We start from the raw sequence: 23,378 nt of genomic DNA, 5'->3' as shown, positions 1-23,378 counted from the left end.
CCCTCAAGGTTCAAGGTGGATCAGGGAGCTGTCTTGTAAAGACGGCGTGAGGATTGCGGCCTTCAATCCTCGTCGGTCGCGATCTGCTCCAGCAGCCTGGCCTTGCCGCGCGCCCTTAGCCAGAGCGGCACCAGCACCGCCGCAATGGCGAGGAGCCAGAGCAGGATCGCGATCCAGGAATGGAACAGGGCCAGCCAGTCGCCCTGGCTGATTTGCAAGGCCTGGCGCAGGCTCTTCTCCGCCATCGGCCCGAGGATCAGGCCGACCACCACCGGCGCGATCGGGTAGTGGAAGCGCCGCAGCACATAGCCGAGAATCCCGAAGGCGAGCAGCAGGCCGAGGCCGAACGAGACCGGCACCGGGCCGAGCATCGCCGTCGAGCCATCGGCGCCGATCGTGCCCAGGGTCGCGAACAGCAGGATGCCGGCATAGAGCCAGGGCTGCGGGATGGTGAGCAGCTTCACCCAGAGCCCGATCAGCGGCAGGTTCAGCACCAGCAGCATCAGGTTCGCGACCAGCAGGCTGGAGATCAGGCCCCAGACCAGCGGCGCATTGGTGGCGAAGAGCAGCGGCCCCGGCTGCAGCCCGAACTGCTGGAACCCCGCCAGCATGATCGCCGCCGTCGCCGTGGTCGGCAGGCCGAGGGTCAGCAGCGGCACCAGGGTACCGGCGGCCGAGGCGTTGTTGGCGGCTTCCGGACCGGCCACGCCTTCGATCGCGCCCTCGCCGAATTCCTGCGGGTCCTTGGCGAAGTGCTTCTCGACCGAATAGGAGAGGAAGCTCGAGACATCGGCGCCGCCCGCCGGCATGGCACCGATCGGAAAGCCGATCGCGGTGCCGCGCAGCCAGGATTTCCAGGACCGCTTCCAGTCGGTTCGATTCATCCAGGCCGAGCCCTTGATCGCCTCGATCTTGCCGTCGCTCATGCGGTGCTGCGACACCACGGCCAGCGCCTCGCCGACCGCGAAGAGGGCCACGGCCAGGGTCGTCACCGAGATGCCGTCGAACAGGTTCTGCACGCCCATAGTGAGTCGCGCCTGGCCGGTCAATTGGTCGATGCCGATCAGGCCCAAGGTCAACCCGATCACCAGCGAGGTCAGGCCGCGCAAGGTGGATTCGCCGAACGCCGCCGAGACGGTCATGAAGGCCAGCAGCATCAGCGCGAAATATTCCGACGGGCCGAACTTCAGCGCGAAGGCCACCACCGACGGCGCGATGAACGCCAAAGCCAAGGTCGCGAGCAGTCCGGCGATGAACGATCCGATCGCCGCCGTGGCCAGCGCCGGCCCGCCGCGGCCCTGCTTGGCCATCTGGTTGCCGTCGATCGCGGTGATGATCGAGGCGCTCTCGCCCGGCGTGTTCAGCAGGATCGAGGTGGTCGAGCCGCCATACATGCCGCCGTAGTAGATGCCGGCGAACATGATCAGCGAGCCGGCCGGATCGAGCTTGTAGGTCACGGGCAGCAGCAGCGCCACGGTCAGCGCCGGGCCGATGCCCGGCAGCACGCCGACCGCGGTGCCGAGCGTGACGCCGATCAGCGCGAACAGCAGGTGCGAAGGCTGGAGCGCCGTCTGCAAGCCCTGCCAGAGCAGCTCGAAGGTTTCCATCTCAGAACAGCTTCTCGAGCGGGCCGGCGGGGAGGGACAATTGCAGTCCCTTGGCGAAGATCAGCCAGACGACGAAGGAGAAGACGATGCCGATCGGGATCGTCATCCAGAGCGGCCCCTTGCCGAAGCCGCGCGCCGCGGCGGCGAACAGCAGCCCGGTCGCGATCGAGAAGCCGACGGTCTTCATGGTGAGGAGCTGCACCGCGAGGCCGCCGACCAGCCAGAGCATCGGCGGAATGTCCTGCTTCTGCCGCTTCGGGAAGGTCCCGCGGAATCCGGCAACCGCCGTGAAGGCGCCCAGCACCACCAGCGCACCCGCCATGATGAAGGGCACCGCGCGGGCGCCCACCGGCGAATAGCCCATGGTGGTCGGCTGGTGCAGCGTCGCCCAGCCGACCGCCGCGCCGACCAGCACCAGAATCGCCGCGATGACGAGCACCGCCCGGTCCGGTCCGGACCGGGCGGTCTCCTTGCTATCCGCGCTCACTTGACGAGGCCGATATCCTTCAGGATCGCGCCGGTCGCCTCGACGTCCTTCTTCAACTGGGCCGAGAAGGCATCGCCGGCGAGATAGGTGTTGGCCCAGCCCTTGTCGGCCAAGGTCTTCTGCCAGGCGGGCGAGTCCACCATCTTCTCGATATCCGCGGTGATCGCCGCCTTCTGCTCGGCGCTGATGCCGGGCGCCGCCGCGACCATGCGCCAGTTCTGGATCGAGACATCGACGCCGGATTCCTTGAAGGTCGGGGCGTCGATGCCGGCGACCCGCTGGTCCGAGGAGATGCCGATGAGCCTGAGCGCGCCGGCCTTGATCTGCTCGGCGAACTCGCCGTAGCCAGAGATACCGACCGTCACCTGGTTGCCGAGGATCGCCGCCAGGGCTTCGCCGCCGCCGGAGAAGGCGACGTAATTGACCTTGGTCGGATCGACGCCGACCGCCTTTGCAATGAGGCCCGCGGTGATGTGGTCGGTGCCGCCGGCCGAGCCGCCGCCCCAGGAGACGGAGCCGGGATCGGCCTTCAGCTTCTCGACCAGGCCCTTCATGTCCTTGATCTCGGAAGCGGCCGGCACCACGATCGCCTCATACTCGCCGGTCAGGCGCGCGATCGGCGTCACCTGGTCGAGCGTCACCGGCGAATTGTTGGTGAGGATGGCGCCCACCATCACGTAGCCACCGACGATCAGCTACGAAGGATCGCCGCTGGTCTGGTTGACGAATTGCGCGAGGCCGATCGTGCCGCCCGCGCCGGGGACATTGGTCACCTGGACGCTGGGCGAGATGCCGCCGTCCTGCAACGCCGCCTGCATGGAGCGTGCAGTCTGGTCCCAGCCGCCGCCCGGCGCCGCCGGGGCCATGATCTTGTAGTCTTCAGCGTGAGCCGGCAGGGCGAACACCCCGGCGACCAGAGCAGCAGCGACGAAAAGATTTCTCACGGAGATCCTCCCAACTGACGCCCGCTCATGACGCGGCGGGTCTGCTTGCGCGCACGGCGGACCCGTTGCGCTGTCAGCATTTTGTCAACTCGCGGATGGGGTCGCAAGCCTTGGGGCCGCGCGGCAGCCGATGAGAACTACGACTTTCGTCGGTGTCGTCAGACCTTCTCGGCGCTGAGCGCGGCCTGGGGCAGCTTCTCGCCGCGGGCGAGCCAGACGCCGGCGAGGCAGAGGAGCAAACCGGCCCAGGTATAGAGCGACATCGGCTCGCTGAACATCGCCCAGGCCCAGACCAGGGTGACCGGCGGAGTCAGATAGATGAGGCTGCTGGTCCGCACTGTCCCTGAGCGCATCAGGCAGAGATAGTAGAAGCCGTAGCCGCCCAGGGTGGAGAAGACGATCGCCCAGCCGACCGCGCCGGCGAAGTGCCAGCTCGGCTCGGGCCAGAACACGCCCTGGTAAAGCGCCACGGGAACGAACAGCACCGCCGTGACGGTGGTCTGCAGGGCGAGCGCGGGGCCGAGATCCGATCCGTCCCACTTGGCTTTGGCAATGAGGGTCGTCACCACCATCGCCGCCATCGAGGCGAAGCTGCAGAGATAGCCGAGCAGCTGGTCGCTGCCGGTCAGGCCGCCGACCGAGAACAGGACGCCGACGAAACCGATGGCGAGGCCGATCCACTGGCTCCTGATGACGCGCTCGCCGAGCAGCGGCCCGGCCAGCACCGCCGCGGCCAGCGGCTGCAGCGCGGAGATGAGCGCGCCGGTTCCGGCGGGGAGGCCGAGGTTGATCGCCTGGATGCCGAGCCCGACGCAGGCGAACATGCCGATCACGCCGAGCAGGCTGTGCAGCACGACCCAGCGCCAGGTGACGCCGCGGCGAAACGCGACGATGAGGAAGGGCGAGAACAGCAAGGCCACGCCGACGAAGCGCCAGAGCAGCACGCGGATGATCGATCCGGTATCCGCGGCGATGATCGCGCCGACATAGCCGGAGCTCCAGGCCAGGATCAGTCCGACCTGGAACACCGGCAATGGAGTGCGTGAAAACGGCATCGGGGATTTCAAGACGCAAAAAAGGAGAGCGACCGCGCCAGGACCCGATCGCTCTCCCAAGAGGTTGAGCGGAGAGAAGACTGCGATGCCGCGCCTGCGACTGCAAACGAATCCTTTTTGCAGGTCCCATGAATGCGATTTGGGCTCGGCGGCGCCGCTCTTCTGCGCCGGAAACATTGCTGCTAGGTTTCGTCCGCGCGGCAAAACGGTGAGAGCATGAGTCGGCCGATACGGGGATTTGGCGCGCTGCCTTCATTCGCGGCGGCGGCGCGCTGGCAGAGCTTCACGGCGGCGGCCGACGAGCTCGGGGTGACGCAGGCCGCGGTCAGCCATCAGATCCGCGAACTCGAGGAGCAGCTCGGCGTGAAGCTGTTCCAGCGCACCGCCCGCGCGGTCCGGCTCACCGCCTCGGGCGAGATCCTGAAGAAGGCGGTCGACGGCGCCTTCGAGGACATCGCCGAGGCGATGGCGCAGCTGAAACCCACCAAGCCCAGCCTCCGGGTCAGCGTGGCACCCTCCTTCGCCTCGAAGTGGCTGGTGCCGCGGCTGGACCGCTTCCTCGCCCAGGTGCCGGAGATCGACGTCTTCATCGACGTCCAGAACCGCATCGTCGAGTTGCTCGGCCGCGAGCATCATGTCGCGATCCAGTTCGGCGTCGGCACCTTTCCGGACTATCAGGTCGACCGGCTCGGCGACGAATATATCATGCCGGTCTGCAGCCCGGCCTTGCTGCAGGGCCCGCGGCGCAAACCGGACCCGCGCGATCTGTTGCGCCACACCTTGCTGGAGGTGGACTGGCATTCCCAGGGCGCCAACTGGCCGAACTGGGAGACCTGGCTCGATGCCGCGAACCTGAAAGGCGTGCGGCGCGGCCGCACCGTGCGCTTCGTCCATTCCGCGCTGGCGATCCAGGCGGCGATCGAGGGCCAGGGCATTGCGCTCGGCGATTCGACCCTGATCGGCGACGACCTCGCGGCCGGGCGGCTGATCAAGCCGTTCGACCTGGCGCTGCGCGGGCCGAAGCAGTTCGCCTATTTCCTGGTGAGCCGCCGCGGCCTCGCCAAGGGCTCGATCGAGGCGCAGTTCCGGGACTGGCTGTTGCGCGAGATCGCCGCGCCGCCGGCGGTGAAGCGCGGGCCTGTTTCCCGGACGCGGAAACCGCGGCGATGATCTCGGCCTCTGGTCAGGACGCCGGCGGCACCTATCTATGTCGGCGACCGCCCGACGCCATTTCGCCAAGGAGTTCCCGCGTGACCTTACGCCGCCTGTCGTTCCTCTTCGCCATCCTCGCCCTGCTGATGGGTGCCGGCGCAGCCGCTGCGCAGGAACGGATCGGCGCGACCTCGACCACCTTCCGCTGGGTCGGCCCGAACGACAAGGTGGTGGTGGACCGCTACGACGATCCCAAGGTGGAGAATGCCGCCTGCTACATCAGCCGCGCCGAGACCGGCGGCATCAGCGGCGCGGTGGGGCTGGCCGAGGACCCGAGCCGCTTCTCGATCGCCTGCCGCGCGGTCGGGCCGCTCAAGATCACCGGCAAGATCGACGAGAGCGAGGACGGCGAGGTGGTGTTCTCCGAGCGCACCTCGGCGGTCTTCAAGTCGCTGCAGGTGACGCGCTTCCACGACAAGACCAAGAACGTCCTGGTCTATCTGGTCACCTCGACCAAGATCGTCGAAGGCTCGCCCTTCAACTCGATCTCGGTGGTGCCGCTCAATCAGTAGCGCGCAAGGGTGCTGCTTCCAGGCAGCGGTCGATGGTGTCGACCAGGTAGGCGGCACTGAACGGCTTCTCGATCGTCGCGTTGGCGCCGAGCTTCGCCGCCTGGGCCAGCACGTCGAAGCCGGCCCGCCCGCCGGAGATGGCGATGATCGGCAGGTCGGAATCCCGGGCGCGCACCTGCTCGATCAGGGCAAAGCCGTCACCGCCGCCGGCGAAGAAGATGTCGGTAACGATGATGTCGGGCCGCGATTCGGAGAAGAACCGCAGGGCCGCCGCGACGCTTTCGACCGGCTCGACCGCATAGCCGGATGCGCCGAGATAGCGGACCATCACGCTCATGATGGCCTTGTCGTCCTCGACGAAAAGCACGCGCGGATTCGGGTCGGGTCTTGGATTCATCGCTGCGAACAGGCTCCACGGCTTGCGCCACTATAGAGGAGGGCGCGGAAGCCGTGGAACCACTTTTGGCGGCCGCCTACTGCGCAGCCTGGGTCTTCTTCCGCTCCGGCAGCTTCCAGTCGGGGCGGATGAAGTGGCAGGTATAGCCGCTGGGATAGCGCTCCAGGTAATCCTGGTGCTCTGGCTCGGCCTCCCAGAACGGTCCCACCGGGGCGACCTCGGTCACCACCTTGCCGGGCCAGAGCCCTGAGGCATTGACGTCGGCGATGGTGTTCTCGGCGACCTGCTTCTGCTCGGGGCTGGTGTAGTAGATCGCGGAGCGATAGCCGGTGCCCCGGTCGTTGCCCTGGCGGTTCAAGGTCGTCGGATCGTGGATCTGGAAGAAGAATTCCAGCAGCCGCCGGAAGCTGGTCTTCGCCGGGTCGAAGATGATCTCGATGCCCTCCGCGTGGGTCCCGTGGTTGCGGTAGGTGGCATTGGCCACGTCACCGCCGGTATAGCCCACCCGCGTGCCGATGATGCCTTCCTGGCGACGGATGAGATCCTGCATGCCCCAGAAGCAGCCGCCGGCCAGCACCGCGCGTTCAGTCTTTCCAAGGTCGGTCCCAAGGTTGGTCATCGCACTTCCTCCACCTGGTTGAGATAGGCCCCGTAGCCCTCCGCCTCCATCCGGTCGCGATGGACGAAGCGCAGCGAAGCCGAATTGATGCAGTAGCGCAAGCCGCCGCGATCCCGCGGCCCGTCGTTGAAGACATGGCCGAGATGGCTGTCGCCATGCTTGGAGCGGACCTCGGTCCGCACCATGCCATGGGTGGTGTCGTTGAGCTCCTCGACATTGGCGGGCTCGATCGGCTTGGTGAAGCTCGGCCAGCCGCAATGGGAGTCGAACTTGTCCGCCGAGGCGAACAGCGGTTCGCCCGAGACGATATCCACATAGATTCCGGGTTCTTTATTGTGGAGCAGGGGGCCGGTCCCGGGATATTCGGTCCCGCTCTGCTGGGTCACCCGGTACTGCTCCGGGGTCAGTTTCGCAACGGCTTCCGCCGTCTTCCGGTATTCGGGCATGGATGGCTCCGAAGATTGGGGTTTGATGATCATATGGCGCGCACCCGACTGGGGCGCAATGACCGAAAGGTAGTACGCCGGGGGACGGGGAAAGGTTACAGCGCGCCGTCCTAGTGCAGCTTCGGCGCCCGCATCATCTTCGCGCGATCGACCGATTTCAGCGTCACGTCGAAGGTGACGCCGCGGCTCTTCAGGGTCAGCGGCACGTCCACCCCGGCGGTGCCGAGCGCCCAGAGCTTGTGGTAGAGCTCGAACAGCGTGGTCACCGCATCGCCGCCGACCGCGAGGATGACGTCGCCGACCTTCAGCTCGGCCTTGGCGGCCGGCGCCTTCGAGGCCAGGCCGGCCACGACCACGTTGCCGTCGATCTCGGTCGCGTAGAGCCCGAGCCAGGGCCGGGCCGGCTTGTTGACGCGGCCATAGGCGGTCAGGTCCGGCAGCGCCGGCTTCAGCAGGTCGATCGGCACCATCATGTTGAGATGCCGGGCCTTGCTGGTCGCGGAGCTGCTTTCGACCTGCAGCGAGCCGATGCCGATCAGGTCGCCCTGCTCGGATATGAGCGCGGTGCCGCCCCAGTTCGGATGCGCCGGCGCGATGAAGAAGGCCTCGTCCAGCGCGTATTCCCAATAGCCGGCGAAGGGCTCGCGCGCGATCACGTTGCCAGCCAGCGAATGGGCGCGGCCGCCGGCCCCGCCGATGACGACGCGGCTGCCGAGCTCGGTCGTGCCCGAGCTGCCGAGCTGGAGCGCCGGCAGGTCGAGCCGGCCGAGCGGCTGCACCAGGCCGAAGCCGGTCTCGAAATCGACGCCGAGCACATGGCCCTCGACCGCGCTGCCGCCGTTGCGGTGGATCCAGACCGTCTCGGCCTCCATGACCAAGTAGCCGATGGTCAGCACCAGGCCGTTCTCGATCACCACGCCGTTGCCGGCGCGCTCGGTGCCGAGCGGCTCCGCCGTGAAGGCGTTGGCCGGCACCAGCGAATGCAGGCCGACCACGGCGTCGAGCGTGCGGTCGAGGTCGAAGCCGTAGTCGGCTTGCTGGGGCTGCGCCGCGGCCGGGATCTTGTGTTCACTCACGGGTGCCATGGGGCCATCCAGCTGGTCGAACGGAAGCGCCGGCCGCCAGTCTAGCACTTAGTCGGCGTCAGGCGTCTCGCCCCAAGATATGGTCAGTGGACGGTAGCGGTACAAGAAGCGGGAGCTGGTCCCTCAGTTCGCTCCCGCCATCACCAGCACCGGCTCAGCGCGCCAGTGATCCGGATAGAGCCGTTCGAGGTCGCGGACCTTCGGCAGGTCGTTGATCACGATATAGGGCTGGTTCGGGTGCAGGGTCAGGTAGTCCTGGTGGTAGTCCTCGGCCGGATAGAACGCCTTGCCTTCCTCGATCGTGGTGACGATGTCGTTGCCGAAGACCTTGGCGTCGTTGAGCTGCTTGATATAGGCGGCCGCGACCTTCGCCTGGTCGCGGCTGGTCGGGAAGATGGTCGAGCGGTATTGCGGCCCCATATCCGGGCCCTGGTAGTTGAGCTCGGTCGGGTCATGCGCCACCGAGAAATAGATCTGCAGCAGCTGCCCATAGCTGATCTGGTGCGGGTCATAAGTCACCTGCACCGATTCCGCATGGCCGGTCTCGCCGGAGCCGACCATCTCGTATTGCGCGGTCTCCGCGGCACCGCCGGCATAGCCCGAGACCGCCTTGGTCACGCCTTCGACATGCTGGAACACGCCCTGCACGCCCCAGAAGCAGCCGCCGGCGAAGACCGCGGTCTCGCTCTCGGCCGGCGACGCGCTGCGGTCCAGGTCGGTGACCGGGGCGGGGATCACTTTCGCATCCTCGGCGATCGAGGGCGTCCCTTTGAGGCCGAAGGCCGCGGCGGCGATCACGCCCGCCAGCAGCAACACGGCGCCGCTCCGCGGCAGCAGCTTCTTCGAATGGGGCATTTGCGGGTCCTCCTAGGCGGCAGTTGGCGTGAAGGTCATTGCGACACCGTTCATGCAGTAGCGCAAGCCGGTGGGCGGCGGCCCGTCGTCGAAGACATGGCCGAGATGGCCGCCGCATTGCGCGCAACGCACGGCCGTCCGCACCATCATGAAGCTGGTATCGCTGATCTCACTGACCGCCTTGTCGAGCGGCTTCCAGAAGCTCGGCCAGCCGGTGCCGCTGTCGAACTTGGTCTCCGAGGCGAACAGGGCGAGGCCGCAGCCGGCACAACCGAACACGCCCTGGCGGTGCTCGTCGAGCAGCGGGCTGGTGAAGGGCCGCTCGGTGCCTTCCTGGCGCAGGACCGCGTATTGATCTGCCGTCAACTGCGCTCGCCATTCCGCATCGCTGTGCATCACCGCGAAGACCTCCTCGGCCTGCGGTACGCCGGGCTGCAGGAAGCGGTGCGCCGCCAGAGCCGCGGCGCCGAACACGCCGCCCGTCAGAAGCCATCGCCGGCTGAGCATGGAATTCTCCGATCCGTTTGGTGACGGGAGACAGTTCGCTTCCTGCCGCCATTTGGTTTCGCGGTCCGATCGAGTGGATCGCAGCGACGACGTTTGGAAACGTCCGGTCCTAACCGCATGTTTCTGAAAGCCGATGCCGTTACCGAACCAATCCGTCGATCGATTTCACGGAAATGTCGAATTTCTCCATCACGCCAATGTGTTCCGTGGCTTCCCGTCCGCCTTGGCAAGATACCTGTCTTCACAAATCCATGAGGGAGTGCCGAGGATGAACCAGACCATCATCGACCTCTATGACCGCTATACCCACGGTCACATCACCCGCCGCAGCTTTCTCGACCGGCTGGCGGTGCTGGCCGGCGGCAGCACGGCGGCAACCGCGATCCTGCCGCTGCTGCAGAACAATTACGCGCTGGCGGAGACGGTCCCGGAGGGCGACAGCCGTATCAAGACCGAGACCGTCACCACGGCCGGCATCGCCACCTATGTGGCGAAGCCCGCGAATGGTGACAAGTTTCCGACCGTGGTGGTGATCCACGAGAACCGCGGCCTCAACCCGCATATCAAGGACGTGACCCGCCGCCTCGCCACCGAAGGCTATCTCGCGGTCGGTGTCGATATGCTGACCCCGCTGGGCGGCACTCCGGCGGATGAAGAGAAAGCGCGCGAGATGATCGGCCAGTTGAAGCCCGAGGATGTCGCCACGCAGTTGACCGCGGTGGTCGCGGCGGTGCGGGCGCGCCCGGATTCCAACGGCAAGGTCGGCGCGGTCGGTTTCTGCTGGGGTGGCGCCGCCACCAACAATCTCGCGGTCGCCGATCCGACGCTCAACGCCGCCGTCGCCTATTACGGCCGCCAGCCGAGCGATGACAAGGTCACGGCGATCAAGGCGCCGCTGCTGCTGCATTATGCCGGGATCGACGAGAACGTGAACAAGGGCATCCAGGGCTATGAAGCGGCGCTGAAGGCCAACGGCAAGAGCTACGAGCTGCATATGTACGAAGGCGCCAACCACGCCTTCAACAACGACACCAATGAAGCCCGCTATAACAAGGAAGCCGCCGACCTCGCCTGGGGAAGGACCTTGGAATTTTTCAAGAAGAACTTGGGATGAGCTTCGGTTAGTACTCGTTTGTCATCCCGGGACCAAGCCCCCGGGATGACGGTAGAGTAAGCGGCTACAAAGAGCTCAAGCCCGTTTGCGCTGCGCCGTCTTCTTCGCCGCGGCCTTGGGCGCCGCTTTCTTGGCCGCCGCCTTGCCGCCGCCCTTCTCGGCGGCGACGCTGGCTTTGAGCGCCTCGAACAGGTTGACCACGTTGGAGGGCCGCTCGACCTCGGTCGGCGCCGAGATCTTTTTGCCCTTCATCTTGGCTTCGACCATGTCGCGGAGCGCCGCCTGGTAGCGGTCCTCGAACATCTTCAGGTCGAACTCTCCCTCCATCCGTTCGACCAGGGTCTCGGCCAGGGCGAGGTTCTGCTTGTCGACCTTGACGTCCTTGATATCGTCGAAGATCTCTTCCGGCAGGCGCACCTCGTCCGGGTCGTGCAGGGTCACCAACATGAATCCCTTGCCGCGCGGCTGCACCATCACCGGATGCTCGCGCCGCGCCAGGACCAGCCGGCCGATCCCGACCACCTCTTTCGATTTCAGCGCCTCGCGGATGGTGGCGAAGATGTCGAGCCCGCTCTTGTCGTCCGGCTCGACGATATAGGGATTCTCCAAGAACAAGGGATCGACGTCGGCCGCCGGCACCACCCGCTCGATGGTGATGATCTCGGAGCTTTCGATCTTCAGCGCCTCGATCTCTTCGGGCTCGACCTTGACGTATTTCCCCTTCTCGAACTCGTAGCCCATGATGGTCTCGTCGCGCTCGACCACCTTGCCGGTCTCGGCGTCGATCATCTGCTGCCGCAGCCGGTTGCCGGTCTTCTTGTTCAGCTTGTGGAAACGGATGTTTGAGCTGCCGGTGGTGGCCGGCGTCAATCGCACCGGGCAGCTCACCAAAGCGAGCCGCAGATGCCCCCGCCAGGTCGGTCGCAGCGCCATGGTCTATCTCCCTCGACTCTTTGCCATGCGTTCAAGTGCCACCTGCAGCGGCTTCGCCGACTTGGCGTAATCGCTCCAGGCTTTCGATTTCTTCAAGGCGGCCCAGGCCGTGTCGATCGTGTATCTCTTCGGGTCGAGCCCAGTCTTCACCTGCGGCCAATTGAGCGGCATGGCGACGGTCGCACCTTCGCGCGCCCGTGTCGACAAGGGCGCGACCGCGGTCGACATCCGGTCGTTGCGCAGATAGTCCAGGAAGATCCGGCCTTTCCGCTTCGCCTTCGCCATGTTGACCACGTATTTGTCCGGGGCGTCGTCGGCGATCCGCTCGCAGAGCTCGCGGCAGAATTCCTTTGCCTCCGGCCAGCTGACCTTGGTCTTGCCCGGTGCCAGCGGCACCACGACATGCAGGCCCTTGCCGCCGGTGGTCTTACAGAAGGGCACCAGCCCCAGGGCCTCCAGCCAGTCCTTGAACACCTTGGTGGCGGCGATGACGTCGCCGAAATCGACGTCCGGCCCCGGATCGAGGTCGAAAACCAGCCGCCCCGGCCGGTCCGGCTGGTCGGGCAGGCAGTTCCAGGGATGGAGCTCCAGCCCGCCGATCTGCGCGGCGGCGACCAGGCCCTCGACCCGGTTGATCACCACATAGGGCTTGCGGTCGCCGGAGACCTTCACCTCGTCCAGCATCTTCGACTGGCCCATCATGGAATGGCGCTGGAAGAACTGCTCCTTCTTGAAGCCGTCCGGCGCCCGGACGATGGAGCAGGGGATGCCCTTGATATGCGGCAGCAGCCAGGCGCCCACCTCCTCATAATAATGTGCCAGGTCCAGCTTGGTGACCCCGGGCCACATCTCCTTGTTCGGATTGCTGATATTGACGCCCAACACTTCCGGCTTACCCGTGGATTTGCCTGCGCTTCTCTTGGACGTCGAACGGGGCTCTGGCATTTCGACATCCACCTCCTCAGGATCGGCGGGTTTTTCGGCCTTCACCTCGGCGGCGGGCTTGTCGGTCCGGAGGTCCTTGAAGGCGGCCTGGCGGACCATGCCGTCGGCTGTCCAGTTGGCGAACTCGATCTCGGCCACCAGCTCCGGCTCCACCCAGTTGATGCCGCTGGCGTAGCGCGGCGCATTGGGTCCGGTGAAGGGGCTCTGGTCGGTCTTCAGCGGCCGCAGTTTCGGGAGGACGCGCTTCACCTTGGCGGCGCTGTAGCCGGTCCCGACCTTGCCGACATAGACCAGCTTCCCGCCCTTGCGCACGCCGACCAGCAGGGAGCGGAGATGGGTCTGGTCGCCCCACCAGGCGCCGATCACCACCTCATGCCCCGGCCGCGCCTTGGATTTCTCCCAGCCATGGCCGCGGCCGCCGCGATAGGGCGCGTTGGCCCGTTTCGAGATGATGCCTTCGAGGCCCAGCTGCACGACCTGGTCCCAGACCGCCTTGCCGTTTCCCTCGACATGATCGACGTATTTGATCACGGATGCCGCGCTTCCCTTCAGCCCCTCCAGCTCCTTCTGCAGCCGCGCCTTGCGCTCGATCTGCTCTTCAAGGCGCAGGTCCTCGCCGGCGAGGAACAGGGCATCGAAGGCGAAGAAGATCAGCCGGTCGGTCTTTCCATCGGACAAGGCCGCCTGCAGGGCGGAGAAGTTGGTGGCGCCGCTTTCCTCGATTGCGCAGACCTCGCCGTCATAGATGCCGTCGCTCAGGCCCTGACCGGCGGCCGCGGCGATCTCCGGGAACTTCTCGGTCCAGTCGAGGCCCTTGCGGGTCCGCAGCCGTGCCTCGCCGTCCTCGACGCGAAGCTGCATGCGGTAGCCGTCGAATTTCAGCTCATGGATCCAGCCTTCGCCGCCCGGCGGGTGGTCGATGACCTGCGCCAGCTGCGGCTCGACGAAATCCGGCATGCTCGAAGACTTCCGCGCCCTGGGTGCGGCTTTCGCGATTTTCTTGCGCAGCGCCTTCTCTTCTTTCTGGTGCGAGCTGTCCCAGACCGCGTCGGCGGTGATTTCCAGCGCCTTGGTCTTCTTCAGCATGAAGGGCTTCGGGGCCTTGCCCTTGCCGGCGGCGATCTGCGCCAGGTTGCGGCCGGAGGCGATCGACTTGTCCTGGGATATCAGCTCCTCCGCGCCACCATCCTTGGCATACTTGTCGCGGTGCTTGATCAGCAGCCAGTTGGTGCGCTTGCCGCCGTTCCGATCGAACTTCATCCGCACCAGGACCCAGGAGCCCTTCAGCCGCTCGCCATCCAGGGTGAACTTGAAGTCGCCTTTCTTCAGCATCGCCTCGGGCGACTTCTCGCCTTCCGGCTCCCAATAGCCGCGGTCCCAGAGCTGGACCGTGCCGCCGCCATACTGGCCCTTCGGGATGATCCCCTCGAAATCGCCGTATTCCAGCGGATGGTCCTCGGTCTCGACCGCGAGGCGCTTATCCGCCGGGTCGTTCGAGGGGCCGCGGGTCACCGCCCAGGATTTGAACACCCCGTCCAATTCCAGGCGGAAGTCATAATGGAGCCGGGTCGCCGCATGCTTCTGGATGACGTAGCGCAGCCGGTTGGATTTCGCGACCAGGGCCTCCGCACCACTGGGTTCCGCGGTCTGCTCGAAGTCCCGCATCTGGCGGTATTTCGTGAGCTTTTTCTGGGCCATGGGCTGGATTTTGCGTGTCGAAACTGGAAATCAACCGGCTAAGCAAGCCTCGGTTGCCGCGACTTGTCCACAGGCTGCGGCCGAACCACTGAGAATGGGACGCTCTTTCATGGTGCCACAATAGGTTGGGGCCTTGTGCTTCGGCTGCGGGAAGGTTTAGATCGGGACCGTTCCAAGGGAGTGGGAATGAAAAAATGAGATACGAGCGTCCGACAACACTGCAGGCCGCGTCGCAGCTGCTTGCCAAAGAAAAGGGCTTAGCCTACGTGCTGGCCGGCGGCACCGACCTCTTGGTCCGCCTTCGCACCGGTTTCATCGAGCCGGACCTGATCGTCGATATCAAGCGCATCGCCAGCACCCGGACCATCGCCAAGACGGCGACCGGCTTCAAGATCGGCGCGGCGGTGACCGGCGCCGAATTGGGCGAGAACGCCGCCTTGAAGAAGGCTTGGCCCGGCGTGGTCGAGGCCGCGAACCTGATCGGCTCCAAGCAGGTCCAGGGACGCGCCACCATGACCGGCAACCTCTGCAACGCCTCGCCGGCCGCCGACAGCGTTCCGGCCCTGGTCGCGGCGGGTGCGAAAGTCGTGATCGCCGGCCCCAAGGGCAAGCGCACGATCCCGGTCGAGCAGGTCCCGGTCGGGCCCGGCAAGACCTCGCTGAAGAAGGGCGAGATCATCGAAGCGATCCTGCTGCCCAAGCGTCCTGCGAAGTCGGGTGACGCCTATCTCCGCTTCATCCCGCGCACCGAGATGGACATCGCCGTGGTCGGCGTCGGCGTCAGCCTGACGCTCGATGCCAAGGGCGTGGTCAAGGATGCCCGCGTCTCGCTCGGCGCGGTGGCGCCGACCGTGCTGCTGGTTCCGGCCGCCGCCAAGGCGATCATCGGGACCAAATTGGACGCGAAAGCAATGGACGCACTCGCGGCCGCTTGCTCGGCGGCCTGCAAACCGATCGACGACAAGCGCGGCACCAAGGACTATCGCATCAAGGTGGCCGGCGTGCTGGCGAAGCGCGCGGCCAAGATCGCGCAGCAACGCGCGGGAGGGAAGTAAGAATGTCTGCCGTCAAAGTCTCAACCACGATCAACGGCGATCCGGTCGAATACGTCTGCGAGGCCGATGAGACCTTGCTCGACGTGCTCCGGAACCGCCTCGGCCTCACCGGCGCCAAGGAAGGCTGTGGCACCGGCGATTGCGGCGCCTGCAGCGTCACCATCGACGGGCGCCTGACCTGCTCCTGCCTGGTGCTCGGCGCCGAGGTCGATGGCGCCAAGATCGGCACCATCGAGGGCATGGCCAACGGCGAGAAGCTGCATCCGTTGCAGAAGAAGTTCATCGAGCATGCGGCACTCCAATGCGGCATCTGCACGCCGGGCTTCCTGGTCGCCGCCAAGTCGCTGCTCGACCACAACCCGAAGCCGACCGAGACCGAGGTGCGTTTCGCACTCGCCGGCAACCTCTGTCGCTGCACCGGCTATGACAAGATCGTGCGCGCCGTCATGGATACGGCCGCTGAAATGCGGAGGGCCTGAACATGCCGCTCGACCACGCTGAATCCCAGACCCGCAAATACAAAGTCGTCGGCACGCGGCCGAACCGCCCCGACGGCGTCGACAAGGTCACCGGCCGCGCCCGTTTCGGCGCCGATGCGGTGGCACCCGGCCAGCTCGTCGGCCTGATCCTGCGCTCGCCCTATGCGCATGCCAAGATCAAGAACATCGACGCCTCCAAGGCGCTGAAGGTCGCCGGCGTGAAAGCGGTCGTCACCAGCGCCGACCTGCCGGACAAGACCGACGGCGACGCGTTGCTCTATGACGTGCTGGTCAACGTCATGGCCCGCGAGAAGGCCCTCTACGAAGGCCATGCCGTGGCCGCGGTTGCCGCGACCAGCGCCTCGATCGCCCGCAAGGCGATGAAGCTCATCAAGATCGACTACGAGGTGCTGCCGCACGTCACCGACGTCGATGAGGCGATGAAGCCGAACGCGCCGCTGCTCTACCCGAAGATGATCACTGACGGCATGGATCCGAAGCCGAAGAAGCCCTCCAACATCGTCCGCCGCTACGAGTTCGGCCATGGCGATGTCGAGGCCGGCTTCAAGAAGGCCGACATCATCGTCGAGCAGAGCTTCAAGACCGAGGCGACGCACCAGGGCTATATCGAGCCGCATGCCTGCCTGGCCAACGTCGGTCCCGACGGCCAGGGCGAGCTCTGGGTCTGCACCCAGGGCCATTTCATGGTGCGCGACACCTGCGCCCGCCTGCTCGGCATGGACTTCTCCAAGCTCCGCGTCACGGCCTCCGAGATCGGCGGCGGCTTCGGCGGCAAGACCACGGTCTTCATCGAGCCGATCGCGTTGGCGTTGTCACGCAAAGCGAACCGGCCGGTCAAGGTCGTGATGAGCCGCGACGAGGTGTTCAAGGCGACCGGCCCGACCTCGTCCTCCTCGATCGACGTGAAGATCGGTGTCACCAAGGACGGCCGCATCGTCGCCGGCGATGCCACCTTGCGCTACCAGGGCGGCGCCTTCGCCGGCTCGCCGGTCGAGTTCGGCGCGATGACCGCTTTCGCGCAATACGACCTCGAGAATGTCCGCGCGGTCGGCTTCGACGTGGTCTGCAACCGGCCGAAACAGGCGGCCTACCGGGCCCCCGGTGCACCGATGGCCAACTTCGCGATCGAAAGCGTGATCGAGGAGCTGGCGCACAAGCTGAAGATGGAGCCGATCGACTTCCGCATCAAGAATGCGGCGCGCGAAGGCACCAAGTCGTCCTACGGCCCGACCTACGGCCCGATCGGACTGCTGGCGACCCTGCAGAAGGCACGCGAGCATCCGCATTTCAAGGCGCCCCTGGGCAAGAACCAGGGACGCGGCATGGCCTGCGGCTTCTGGTTCAACTTCGGCGGCCAGTCCTGCGTCACCATGAACATCGGAGTCGACGGGACCGTGGGCGTCACCGTGGGTTCGCCGGATATCGGCGGCTCGCGTGCGTCGATGTGCCTGATGACCGCGGAAGAGCTGGGCATCCCCTATGACAAGGTGCGCGCGGTGGTCGCCGACACCAGCACGCTCGGTTACAACGACGTGACCGACGGCAGCCGCACCACCTTCGCCACCGGCATGGCCTGCATCCTGGCCGCGCGCGATGCGATCAAGAAGCTCTGCGCCCGCGCGGCGCAGATCTGGGGCATCCCGGAGGACGCCGTCACCTGGGAGAACGGGCATGCCAAGCCCGCCGGCGCCAATGCCGGCAACCATCCGCCGATGTCCCTCAGGGAGATCGCGGCCCAGGCGCCCTCCACGGGTGGCCCGATCGCCGGCCATCACGAGTACAGCGCCGATGGTGCGGGCGTCAGCTTCGCCACGCATATCTGCGACAGCGAAGTCGATCCGGAGACCGGCTTCACCAAGATCCTGCGCTACACCGTGCTGCAGGACGCGGGCAAGGCGGTGCATCCCTCCTACGTCGAAGGCCAGTTCCAGGGCGGTGCCGTGCAGGGCATCGGCTGGGCCCTGAACGAGGAATATATCTACGGCAAGGACGGGCGGCTGCAGAATGCGGGTTTCCTCGACTACCGCATCCCGGTCTGTTCGGACCTGCCGATGATCGACACCGTCATCCTCGAAATCCCGAACCCGGGCCACCCGTATGGTGTTCGCGGCGTCGGCGAGACCTCGATCGTCCCGCCGCTCGCCGCCGTCGCCAACTCGGTCTCGGCCGCGGTCGGGGTGCGGATGTGCGAAACCCCGATCTCGCCGCCGAAGCTGCTCGCGGCTTTGGAGAAGCAGGCGGGCATGAAGAAGGCGGCGGAGTAACTCGCTCCGCATGAAGGACTGAATGGCCAAGGTCATCGTCTGGAGTTCGCTGAAATTCCATACGGGCGGCGAATCCAACCTCGAGATCGAGGCCGTGAACGTGAAGGACCTGCTGGCCCGGCTAGGCGAGACCTATCCGGGCCTGCAGCCCCAATTGAAGCGCGGCGTCTCGGTCTCGGTTGACGGCATCATCTTCCGCGACGGCTGGCTCACCCCCCTGAATCCCGACAGCGAAGTCATCCTGCTCCCGAAGATGCAGGGCGGCTGAGGCTATTCTGCGAGCGGGTCGACCGAGCGCGTCAGCGCGCGTTCTACTGAATCGAACACATGCACATGCTGCTCGGGCCAGGCGAGCGAGACCGTGCCGCCGCGCCTCAGGCGCGTGGCGCCATCGGTGCGCATGACGATCGGCTCTTTGGTCTCGGCGCTTTCCAGATAGAGCAAGGCCGAATCGCCGAAGCGTTCGACATTGAGCACATGGGCGGAGAGCATGTCCCCGAAGCCCACATGCTCCGGCCGGATGCCGAGGGTCACGGCATCGCCGGCCTTGATCCCGTCGGCGCAGACCGACGCGGCGACGCGCAAGCCGGATCCCGTCGCCGCCACCAGGCGGTCGAAGAAAACCTCGACCACGCGCGCGGGAATGAAATTCATCCGCGGCGCCCCGACGAAACCGGCGACGAACAGCGTCTTCGGGTGGTGGTAGAGCTGCATCGGCGTGCCGACCTGGGCGAGGCTGCCTTCGCGCGCGATTCGCTCGCCGGCGTTCAAGAGCACGATCTTGTCGGCCAGCGTCATCGCCTCGACCTGGTCATGGGTCACGTAGATCATGCTGCGGCCGGTCTCCTGGTGCAGCCTGGCGATCTGCAGCCGGGTGTGGACCCGAAGCGCCGCGTCGAGGTTGGAGAGCGGCTCGTCGAACAGGAAGACCTGGGGATCGCGCAGCATGGCGCGGCCGATCGCGACCCGCTGGCGCTGGCCGCCGGAGAGTTCGCGCGGGTGGCGATCCAGCAGCGCGTCGAGCTCCAGATCCCTGGCGACCGCGACCACCTTGGCGTCGCGCTCGGCGTTGGCCGCGCCGCGGACCTTGAGGCCGAAGCCGAGGTTTTCCCGGACGGTCATATGCGGGAAAAGTGCATAGGTCTGGAACACCAGCGCCGCACCGCGCTTGGCCGGGGGCACGTCGTTGGCGCGCCGGCCGCCGATCCGGATCTCGCCCTCGGTGATGCTCTCGAGCCCAGCGACCATGCGGAGCAAGGTGGACTTGCCGCAGCCGGAGGGGCCGACGAAGACGCAGAACTCGCCCTCCGCGATGGCGAGCGACACGTCCCGCACCACCGGGCCATTGCCGAAGTCCTTGGTTACCTTGTCGAACACGATCTCAGCCATGCAGCACCATGCCGGCGAGCGAATCATTGGGCTCGATATCGGCCAAGCTCCGCGCCATGAAATAGGTGTGCCGCGGCAGCTCGGGCGCGGCGACGTGGTGAAAGCCGAGCTTTTCATAGAAGGCCTGGCCGCCGGCATTGCTGGGCGCCACGGAAAGGTGCAGCCCCTTGGCGCCGCGCGCCGCCATCCGCGCCATCAGGAAGCGCATCATCCGCCGGCCGAAGCCATGGCCGCGCGCTTCCGGCAGCAGATCGATATGGGCATGGGCCGGAAAGGCCTGCAGCACCGGCGGAAAGACGAAATCCGGCACATGGATCAGCCGCCGCACCCAGTCGCTGTCGCGCCAGGTGGTGAGATCGTTGCCCGGGTTGTGCACGCTGCTGCGCAAAGGCTTCAGCCACTCGTCTTCACAGCGCCGGTTGAAGCCCGGCGTGTCGAGTGTCCCCAGCAGATAGCCGACCGGCCCCGCCGGACCTTCGAGGGTGAAGGCGAGATCGGGCTCCAGCACCACATAGGGCCCGACGTAATACTTGCCGAGCAGGCTCGGGTCGTCGTGGAGCTTGGTGCCGTCCTTGCCGGAATCCCCGGTCTTCAAGCAGACCGCGTAGAGGCCGGGCAGGTCGGCGCGCCGGGCCGGGCGCAGGCGATACGCGTTCCGATCAGATGGCATGATTGAGATTGCCGTCGCGGTCGCGGGGCAGCAAGGCCTGCAGCTCAGCGGCGAGGCCCTGGCGATAGGTGTTGGGCAGGCGGCCCGCCTCCGGGAAGACGCTGTTCGCCGAAGGGCCGCTCGCCAGCCAGTCGAGATATTGCGTGAGGGTGTGCAGCTCGTCCCGCACTTCCCAGAGATGCGGCTGGAAAGTGTAGAAGAGATCGCGATTCTCCAACTCGGTCATGCGGTCGAACAGGCTGACGACCCGCTCATGATAGGCCCGGATCCGCGCTTGTCCCTCGCGCCAGGCGCGGACCTCGGTGTTGGGCCAGGCCTCGGTCAGCAGTGCGCGGGCGGTCGCGACGATCGCGGCGGATTGCGGCCCGGCCCGGAACGGCTGATAGAGCAGGTCGATCAGCAGCGCCACTTCATCGAGCTTCAGCGTTTCGCCATCCGGGCTGTAGGCGAGGCGGAACCGATCCTGCCAGGCGCGCGCCGCGGCATCGGTCTCCGTGTTCTCGTCATAGGCCGCGTTCTTGAGGAAGGCGCCGGTCGTCGCCACCGGCACGAAATTGGCTTCGAGCTCGTTGTTGGGATTGGTGATGAAGCCGGCGATCTCGTCGCGGATCGCGGATTCGCGCCCGCCCAGCGGCCCGGTATGGGTGCGGCGGATGTCGTAGTCGTTGGCGTGGAAGTTCTCCCAGATCACCGGCTTGCGGCGCAGCACCTTGGTGAGGTTCTGTAGCGAATCCGCGGTGATCTCGGGCGAGATGATCTCCGGCCCGGTCCAGCAGATGTCGATGTTGTCGCAAAGCTCGGCGCCCAGGGTCTGCAGATAGGCGGACCGCTCCGGGTCGCCGCCCGCCATGCGGCCGCAATATTCGGTCGGGCAGAAGAACAGCCGCGTGCCGTTCTTGGCGCAGAGATAGGCCCAGGCGGCATTGGCGATATGGCATTGCGCCGACGCGAACGAGGGGAATTGCGCCGCGTCCTCGGGCTTCAGCCGGCTCGGGATGTCGTCATAGAGAATCGCGAAATGGGTGAGCCCGAGGCTGACGAACTGGTCGAGCCGCCGCATGAGATGCGCGAGCTCGGCGGGGTCGCTGTAGGTGATGTCGAGGCAGGGGGCGAGCGCCGCCATCATGGCGAGGCCGCGTTGCTTTGCTGCTGCGACCAGGCGGGCCAGTGCCGCCATCTCGGCATCGGTATAGGGCTCGCGCCAGCGGGCCCGCAGCTTCACGTCGTCCTTCGGGGCATAGACATAGAGATTCATGCCCGCGGCCTTGATCCAGTCCATCATCTCGATGCGCTGGGCCTCGCTCCAGGGCCGGCCGTAGAAGCCTTCGATGACGCCGCTGATCATGGTCATTCAGCCCGGGCGGCGGTGAGGCCGCGGATCACATGCCGCTGGCTGACGAAGTAGAAGATCATGATCGGAACCGTGGTGATGGTGAGGGCGGCGAAGACCAGCGCATAGTTGGTGGAATGAAACCCGCTGAAGCGCACGATCCCGGCGGGCAGGGTGCGGCTGGCATCGTCGCTGATGAACAGCAGCGCGAACATCAACTCGTTCCAGATGTTGATGGTGTTGAGGATGGCGGTGGTGATCACCGCCGGCTTCACCATCGGCAGGATCACCGACCAGAACACTTGGAAGGCATTGGCGCCTTCGAGGCGCGCCGCTTCTTCCATCTCGCGCTTCACGGTCCGGAAATAGCCGGTCATCAGGTAGAGCGTGATCGAGAGCGCCCAGGCGGCATTGGCGAAGATCAGCGCCCAGAGCGTGTTCAAGAGCCCCATGTCGCGGAGCTGGGTGAACAGCGCGATCGCGACCGCGGGCGGCGGCAGCAGCAGGCCGATCAGGAACAGGCGATAGAGCGCGCGGCGGCCGGGAAATTCCAGTCGCGCGAAGGCATAGGCGGCCAGCGTCGCGGTGCAGGCGCAGAGCGTTACCGCGCCGACGGTGACGATGATGCTGTTGAGATAGAGTCCGCCGAGCCCACCGTCGGTCCAGGCCTTGGCGAGATTCTCCCATTGCCAGATCTCGGGCAGCGCATAGGGCTTGCGGAAGATTTCGCGATTCGTCTTCAGCGCCGAATAGGTCATCCAGACCGCGGGAAAGCACATCCCGGCGACGACCACGGCGCCGATCCCGAACTGCAGCCATGCGCGCGGCGCGTCAATACTCGACCGCATGGCTCCGCTCGGCAAAACGCAAATAGAGGAGGGAGACCGCAGACACGACGACCGTCAGGATCACGGTGAGCGCGATGCCGTAGCCGAGCTGGTCGCTGTCGAAGCCCATCTTCACGATCCAGGTGACCGGCACCTCGGTCGAATTGTAGGGCTGGCCGTTGGTCATGGTGAAGAAGAGGTCGAAGCCGGCGAAACCGCCCGTCACCGCCAGCAACACGCAGATCAGCACGTTCTGCTTCAGGAGCGGCAGGGTGATGCTGAAGAACTGGCGGATCGGCCCGGCGCCCTCCAGGGTCGCGGCCTCATAGAGGCTGCGCGGGATCCGCCGGAGCGCGGCGAAGAACAGGATCATGTAGAAGCCGGCGAATTTCCAGCCCGAGACCAGCATGACGCAAAGCAGGGCGGTCGCCGGTTGCGACAGCCAGGGCTGCGTAAGGTCGCCGAGGCCCATGCCCTTCAGCATCGCGTTGACGAGACCGGTGCGGTAGTCGAAGACGAAGGTCCAGAGCACGCCCGCCGCCGACATCGACAGCACCACCGGCGAGAAGAACAGCCCGCGCAGCAAGGCGAAGCCCGGCCGGTCGCTGTTCAGCAGCACCGCCATGACCAGGCCGAAGCTCACCTCGAAGACCAGGGTGCCGACGATGTAGAGCGTCACATGCAGGTAGGAGGCGAGGTGGATGTCGTCCTGGAAGGCGCGGGCGAAGTTCGCCAGCCCGACCCAGCGCGGGGCGCCGATTCCGTCCCAATCGGTCAGCGAATAGTAAAGCGACGAGACCAGCGGCAGCAGCACGAAGATCGCATAAAGCGTGAGCGCCGGGATCACGAAGAGGATATTCGCGATCCCGGCGCCCTCCCCCGGTCTTCCCCCACCGAGTCCGTTCGTTTGCGCGGCAAGTCCTGCCA

At 66.1% G+C, this 23,378-nt stretch carries 25 protein-coding genes; 7 read left to right on the top strand and 18 right to left on the bottom strand.

Features of this window, described 5'->3' with window-relative positions; all coding sequences use genetic code 11:
- Positions 1-62: 62 nt before the first annotated feature.
- The 5 genes from ACH2CY_RS10580 to ACH2CY_RS10560 all read right to left on the bottom strand — a co-directional run bounded on the left by ACH2CY_RS10580 (position 63) and on the right by ACH2CY_RS10560 (position 4,093).
- Positions 63-1,607: a tripartite tricarboxylate transporter permease gene (locus ACH2CY_RS10580; protein ID WP_395018808.1), complete on the bottom strand. Its 1,545-nt coding sequence runs from the start codon at positions 1,605-1,607 to the stop codon at positions 63-65.
- A gap of 1 nt (position 1,608) precedes the next feature.
- Positions 1,609-2,094 (bottom strand): tripartite tricarboxylate transporter TctB family protein, encoded by a 486-nt coding sequence (locus ACH2CY_RS10575; protein ID WP_395018806.1) that lies wholly within the window; start codon positions 2,092-2,094, stop codon positions 1,609-1,611.
- Positions 2,091-2,768 carry a Bug family tripartite tricarboxylate transporter substrate binding protein gene (locus ACH2CY_RS10570; protein WP_395018805.1) on the bottom strand — a complete coding sequence of 226 codons (678 nt, stop codon included), beginning with the start codon at positions 2,766-2,768 and terminating at the stop codon, positions 2,091-2,093. The genes ACH2CY_RS10575 and ACH2CY_RS10570 overlap by 4 nt, the downstream gene beginning before the upstream one ends.
- A gap of 21 nt (positions 2,769-2,789) precedes the next feature.
- Positions 2,790-3,038 carry a hypothetical protein gene (locus ACH2CY_RS10565; RefSeq protein ID WP_395018804.1) on the bottom strand — a complete coding sequence of 83 codons (249 nt, stop codon included), beginning with the start codon at positions 3,036-3,038 and terminating at the stop codon, positions 2,790-2,792.
- A 158-nt stretch (positions 3,039-3,196) separates the two neighbouring features.
- The gene (locus ACH2CY_RS10560; RefSeq protein WP_395018803.1) at positions 3,197-4,093 is read right to left on the bottom strand and encodes a DMT family transporter; all 897 of its coding nucleotides are present in this window, start codon (positions 4,091-4,093) and stop codon (positions 3,197-3,199) included.
- A gap of 216 nt (positions 4,094-4,309) precedes the next feature.
- Between ACH2CY_RS10560 and gcvA the strand changes: the two genes are divergently transcribed.
- Entirely contained in the window at positions 4,310-5,263 is a 954-nt protein-coding gene (gcvA, locus tag ACH2CY_RS10555; protein WP_395018801.1) for a transcriptional regulator GcvA, read from the top strand.
- A gap of 128 nt (positions 5,264-5,391) precedes the next feature.
- Complete coding sequence (locus tag ACH2CY_RS10550; RefSeq protein WP_395019032.1) at positions 5,392-5,817, top strand: CreA family protein; 426 nt, start codon at positions 5,392-5,394, stop codon at positions 5,815-5,817.
- On the opposite strand, the gene ACH2CY_RS10545 is transcribed toward ACH2CY_RS10550, so the two are convergent.
- From ACH2CY_RS10545 to msrB (ACH2CY_RS10520), 6 genes are all read right to left on the bottom strand, one after another.
- Positions 5,807-6,184, bottom strand: a complete 378-nt coding sequence (locus tag ACH2CY_RS10545) for a response regulator (RefSeq protein WP_395018799.1) — start codon at positions 6,182-6,184, stop codon at positions 5,807-5,809. The genes ACH2CY_RS10550 and ACH2CY_RS10545 overlap by 11 nt on opposite strands.
- 106 nt (positions 6,185-6,290) lie before the next feature.
- Complete coding sequence (gene msrA, locus ACH2CY_RS10540) at positions 6,291-6,833, bottom strand: peptide-methionine (S)-S-oxide reductase MsrA (RefSeq protein ID WP_395018798.1); 543 nt, start codon at positions 6,831-6,833, stop codon at positions 6,291-6,293.
- Positions 6,830-7,279 carry a peptide-methionine (R)-S-oxide reductase MsrB gene (gene msrB / locus ACH2CY_RS10535; RefSeq protein WP_395018796.1) on the bottom strand — a complete coding sequence of 150 codons (450 nt, stop codon included), beginning with the start codon at positions 7,277-7,279 and terminating at the stop codon, positions 6,830-6,832. The genes msrA (ACH2CY_RS10540) and msrB (ACH2CY_RS10535) overlap by 4 nt, the downstream gene beginning before the upstream one ends.
- A gap of 110 nt (positions 7,280-7,389) precedes the next feature.
- Positions 7,390-8,364 carry a S1C family serine protease gene (locus ACH2CY_RS10530; RefSeq protein ID WP_395018795.1) on the bottom strand — a complete coding sequence of 325 codons (975 nt, stop codon included), beginning with the start codon at positions 8,362-8,364 and terminating at the stop codon, positions 7,390-7,392.
- 123 nt (positions 8,365-8,487) lie between these two features.
- Positions 8,488-9,219 carry a peptide-methionine (S)-S-oxide reductase MsrA gene (gene msrA, locus ACH2CY_RS10525; RefSeq protein ID WP_395018794.1) on the bottom strand — a complete coding sequence of 244 codons (732 nt, stop codon included), beginning with the start codon at positions 9,217-9,219 and terminating at the stop codon, positions 8,488-8,490.
- A 12-nt stretch (positions 9,220-9,231) separates the two neighbouring features.
- Positions 9,232-9,726: a peptide-methionine (R)-S-oxide reductase MsrB gene (msrB, locus tag ACH2CY_RS10520; RefSeq protein ID WP_395018792.1), complete on the bottom strand. Its 495-nt coding sequence runs from the start codon at positions 9,724-9,726 to the stop codon at positions 9,232-9,234.
- Positions 9,727-9,994: 268 nt separating this feature from the next.
- Between msrB (ACH2CY_RS10520) and ACH2CY_RS10515 the strand changes: the two genes are divergently transcribed.
- Positions 9,995-10,840 (top strand): dienelactone hydrolase family protein, encoded by an 846-nt coding sequence (locus ACH2CY_RS10515; RefSeq protein WP_395018791.1) that lies wholly within the window; start codon positions 9,995-9,997, stop codon positions 10,838-10,840.
- Positions 10,841-10,915: 75 nt separating this feature from the next.
- On the opposite strand, the gene ACH2CY_RS10510 is transcribed toward ACH2CY_RS10515, so the two are convergent.
- Positions 10,916-11,773 (bottom strand): Ku protein, encoded by an 858-nt coding sequence (locus ACH2CY_RS10510; protein ID WP_395018790.1) that lies wholly within the window; start codon positions 11,771-11,773, stop codon positions 10,916-10,918.
- Between the two features lie 3 nt (positions 11,774-11,776).
- The gene (gene ligD, locus ACH2CY_RS10505) at positions 11,777-14,416 is read right to left on the bottom strand and encodes a DNA ligase D (protein ID WP_395018788.1); all 2,640 of its coding nucleotides are present in this window, start codon (positions 14,414-14,416) and stop codon (positions 11,777-11,779) included.
- Positions 14,417-14,610: 194 nt separating this feature from the next.
- On the opposite strand from ligD, the gene ACH2CY_RS10500 reads away from it, so the two are divergent.
- From ACH2CY_RS10500 to ACH2CY_RS10485, 4 genes are read left to right on the top strand one after another with little or no spacing between them, the layout of a single operon-like run.
- On the top strand, positions 14,611-15,471 hold the full coding sequence (locus tag ACH2CY_RS10500) for an FAD binding domain-containing protein (protein ID WP_395018786.1): 861 nt from the start codon (positions 14,611-14,613) through the stop codon (positions 15,469-15,471).
- A gap of 2 nt (positions 15,472-15,473) precedes the next feature.
- Positions 15,474-15,950 carry a (2Fe-2S)-binding protein gene (locus tag ACH2CY_RS10495; RefSeq protein ID WP_395018784.1) on the top strand — a complete coding sequence of 159 codons (477 nt, stop codon included), beginning with the start codon at positions 15,474-15,476 and terminating at the stop codon, positions 15,948-15,950.
- 2 nt (positions 15,951-15,952) lie between these two features.
- Positions 15,953-18,235, top strand: a complete 2,283-nt coding sequence (locus tag ACH2CY_RS10490; protein ID WP_395018782.1) for a xanthine dehydrogenase family protein molybdopterin-binding subunit — start codon at positions 15,953-15,955, stop codon at positions 18,233-18,235.
- 22 nt (positions 18,236-18,257) lie between these two features.
- Positions 18,258-18,503, top strand: a complete 246-nt coding sequence (locus tag ACH2CY_RS10485; protein WP_395018781.1) for a MoaD/ThiS family protein — start codon at positions 18,258-18,260, stop codon at positions 18,501-18,503.
- Between the two features lie 2 nt (positions 18,504-18,505).
- Here ACH2CY_RS10485 and ACH2CY_RS10480 read toward each other — a convergent pair whose 3' ends face one another.
- From ACH2CY_RS10480 to ACH2CY_RS10460, 5 genes are read right to left on the bottom strand one after another with little or no spacing between them, the layout of a single operon-like run.
- Positions 18,506-19,624: an ABC transporter ATP-binding protein gene (locus ACH2CY_RS10480; RefSeq protein ID WP_395018779.1), complete on the bottom strand. Its 1,119-nt coding sequence runs from the start codon at positions 19,622-19,624 to the stop codon at positions 18,506-18,508.
- A complete protein-coding gene (locus ACH2CY_RS10475) occupies positions 19,617-20,294 on the bottom strand; it encodes a GNAT family N-acetyltransferase (protein WP_395018778.1) in 678 nt (225 codons plus the stop codon). Before ACH2CY_RS10475 ends, ACH2CY_RS10480 begins: the two co-directional genes overlap by 8 nt.
- The gene (locus tag ACH2CY_RS10470; protein ID WP_395018777.1) at positions 20,284-21,645 is read right to left on the bottom strand and encodes a beta-N-acetylglucosaminidase domain-containing protein; all 1,362 of its coding nucleotides are present in this window, start codon (positions 21,643-21,645) and stop codon (positions 20,284-20,286) included. Before ACH2CY_RS10470 ends, ACH2CY_RS10475 begins: the two co-directional genes overlap by 11 nt.
- Positions 21,642-22,472 (bottom strand): carbohydrate ABC transporter permease, encoded by an 831-nt coding sequence (locus ACH2CY_RS10465; protein WP_395018775.1) that lies wholly within the window; start codon positions 22,470-22,472, stop codon positions 21,642-21,644. Before ACH2CY_RS10465 ends, ACH2CY_RS10470 begins: the two co-directional genes overlap by 4 nt.
- Positions 22,456-23,298 (bottom strand): carbohydrate ABC transporter permease, encoded by an 843-nt coding sequence (locus ACH2CY_RS10460; protein ID WP_395018773.1) that lies wholly within the window; start codon positions 23,296-23,298, stop codon positions 22,456-22,458. The genes ACH2CY_RS10465 and ACH2CY_RS10460 overlap by 17 nt, the downstream gene beginning before the upstream one ends.
- Between the last annotated feature and the right edge of the window lie 80 nt (positions 23,299-23,378).

The organism is Dongia sp. (assembly GCF_041905885.1).
Classification (GTDB): domain Bacteria; phylum Pseudomonadota; class Alphaproteobacteria; order Dongiales; family Dongiaceae; genus Dongia.
This window is presented reverse-complemented; position numbering and strand designations above follow the sequence as displayed.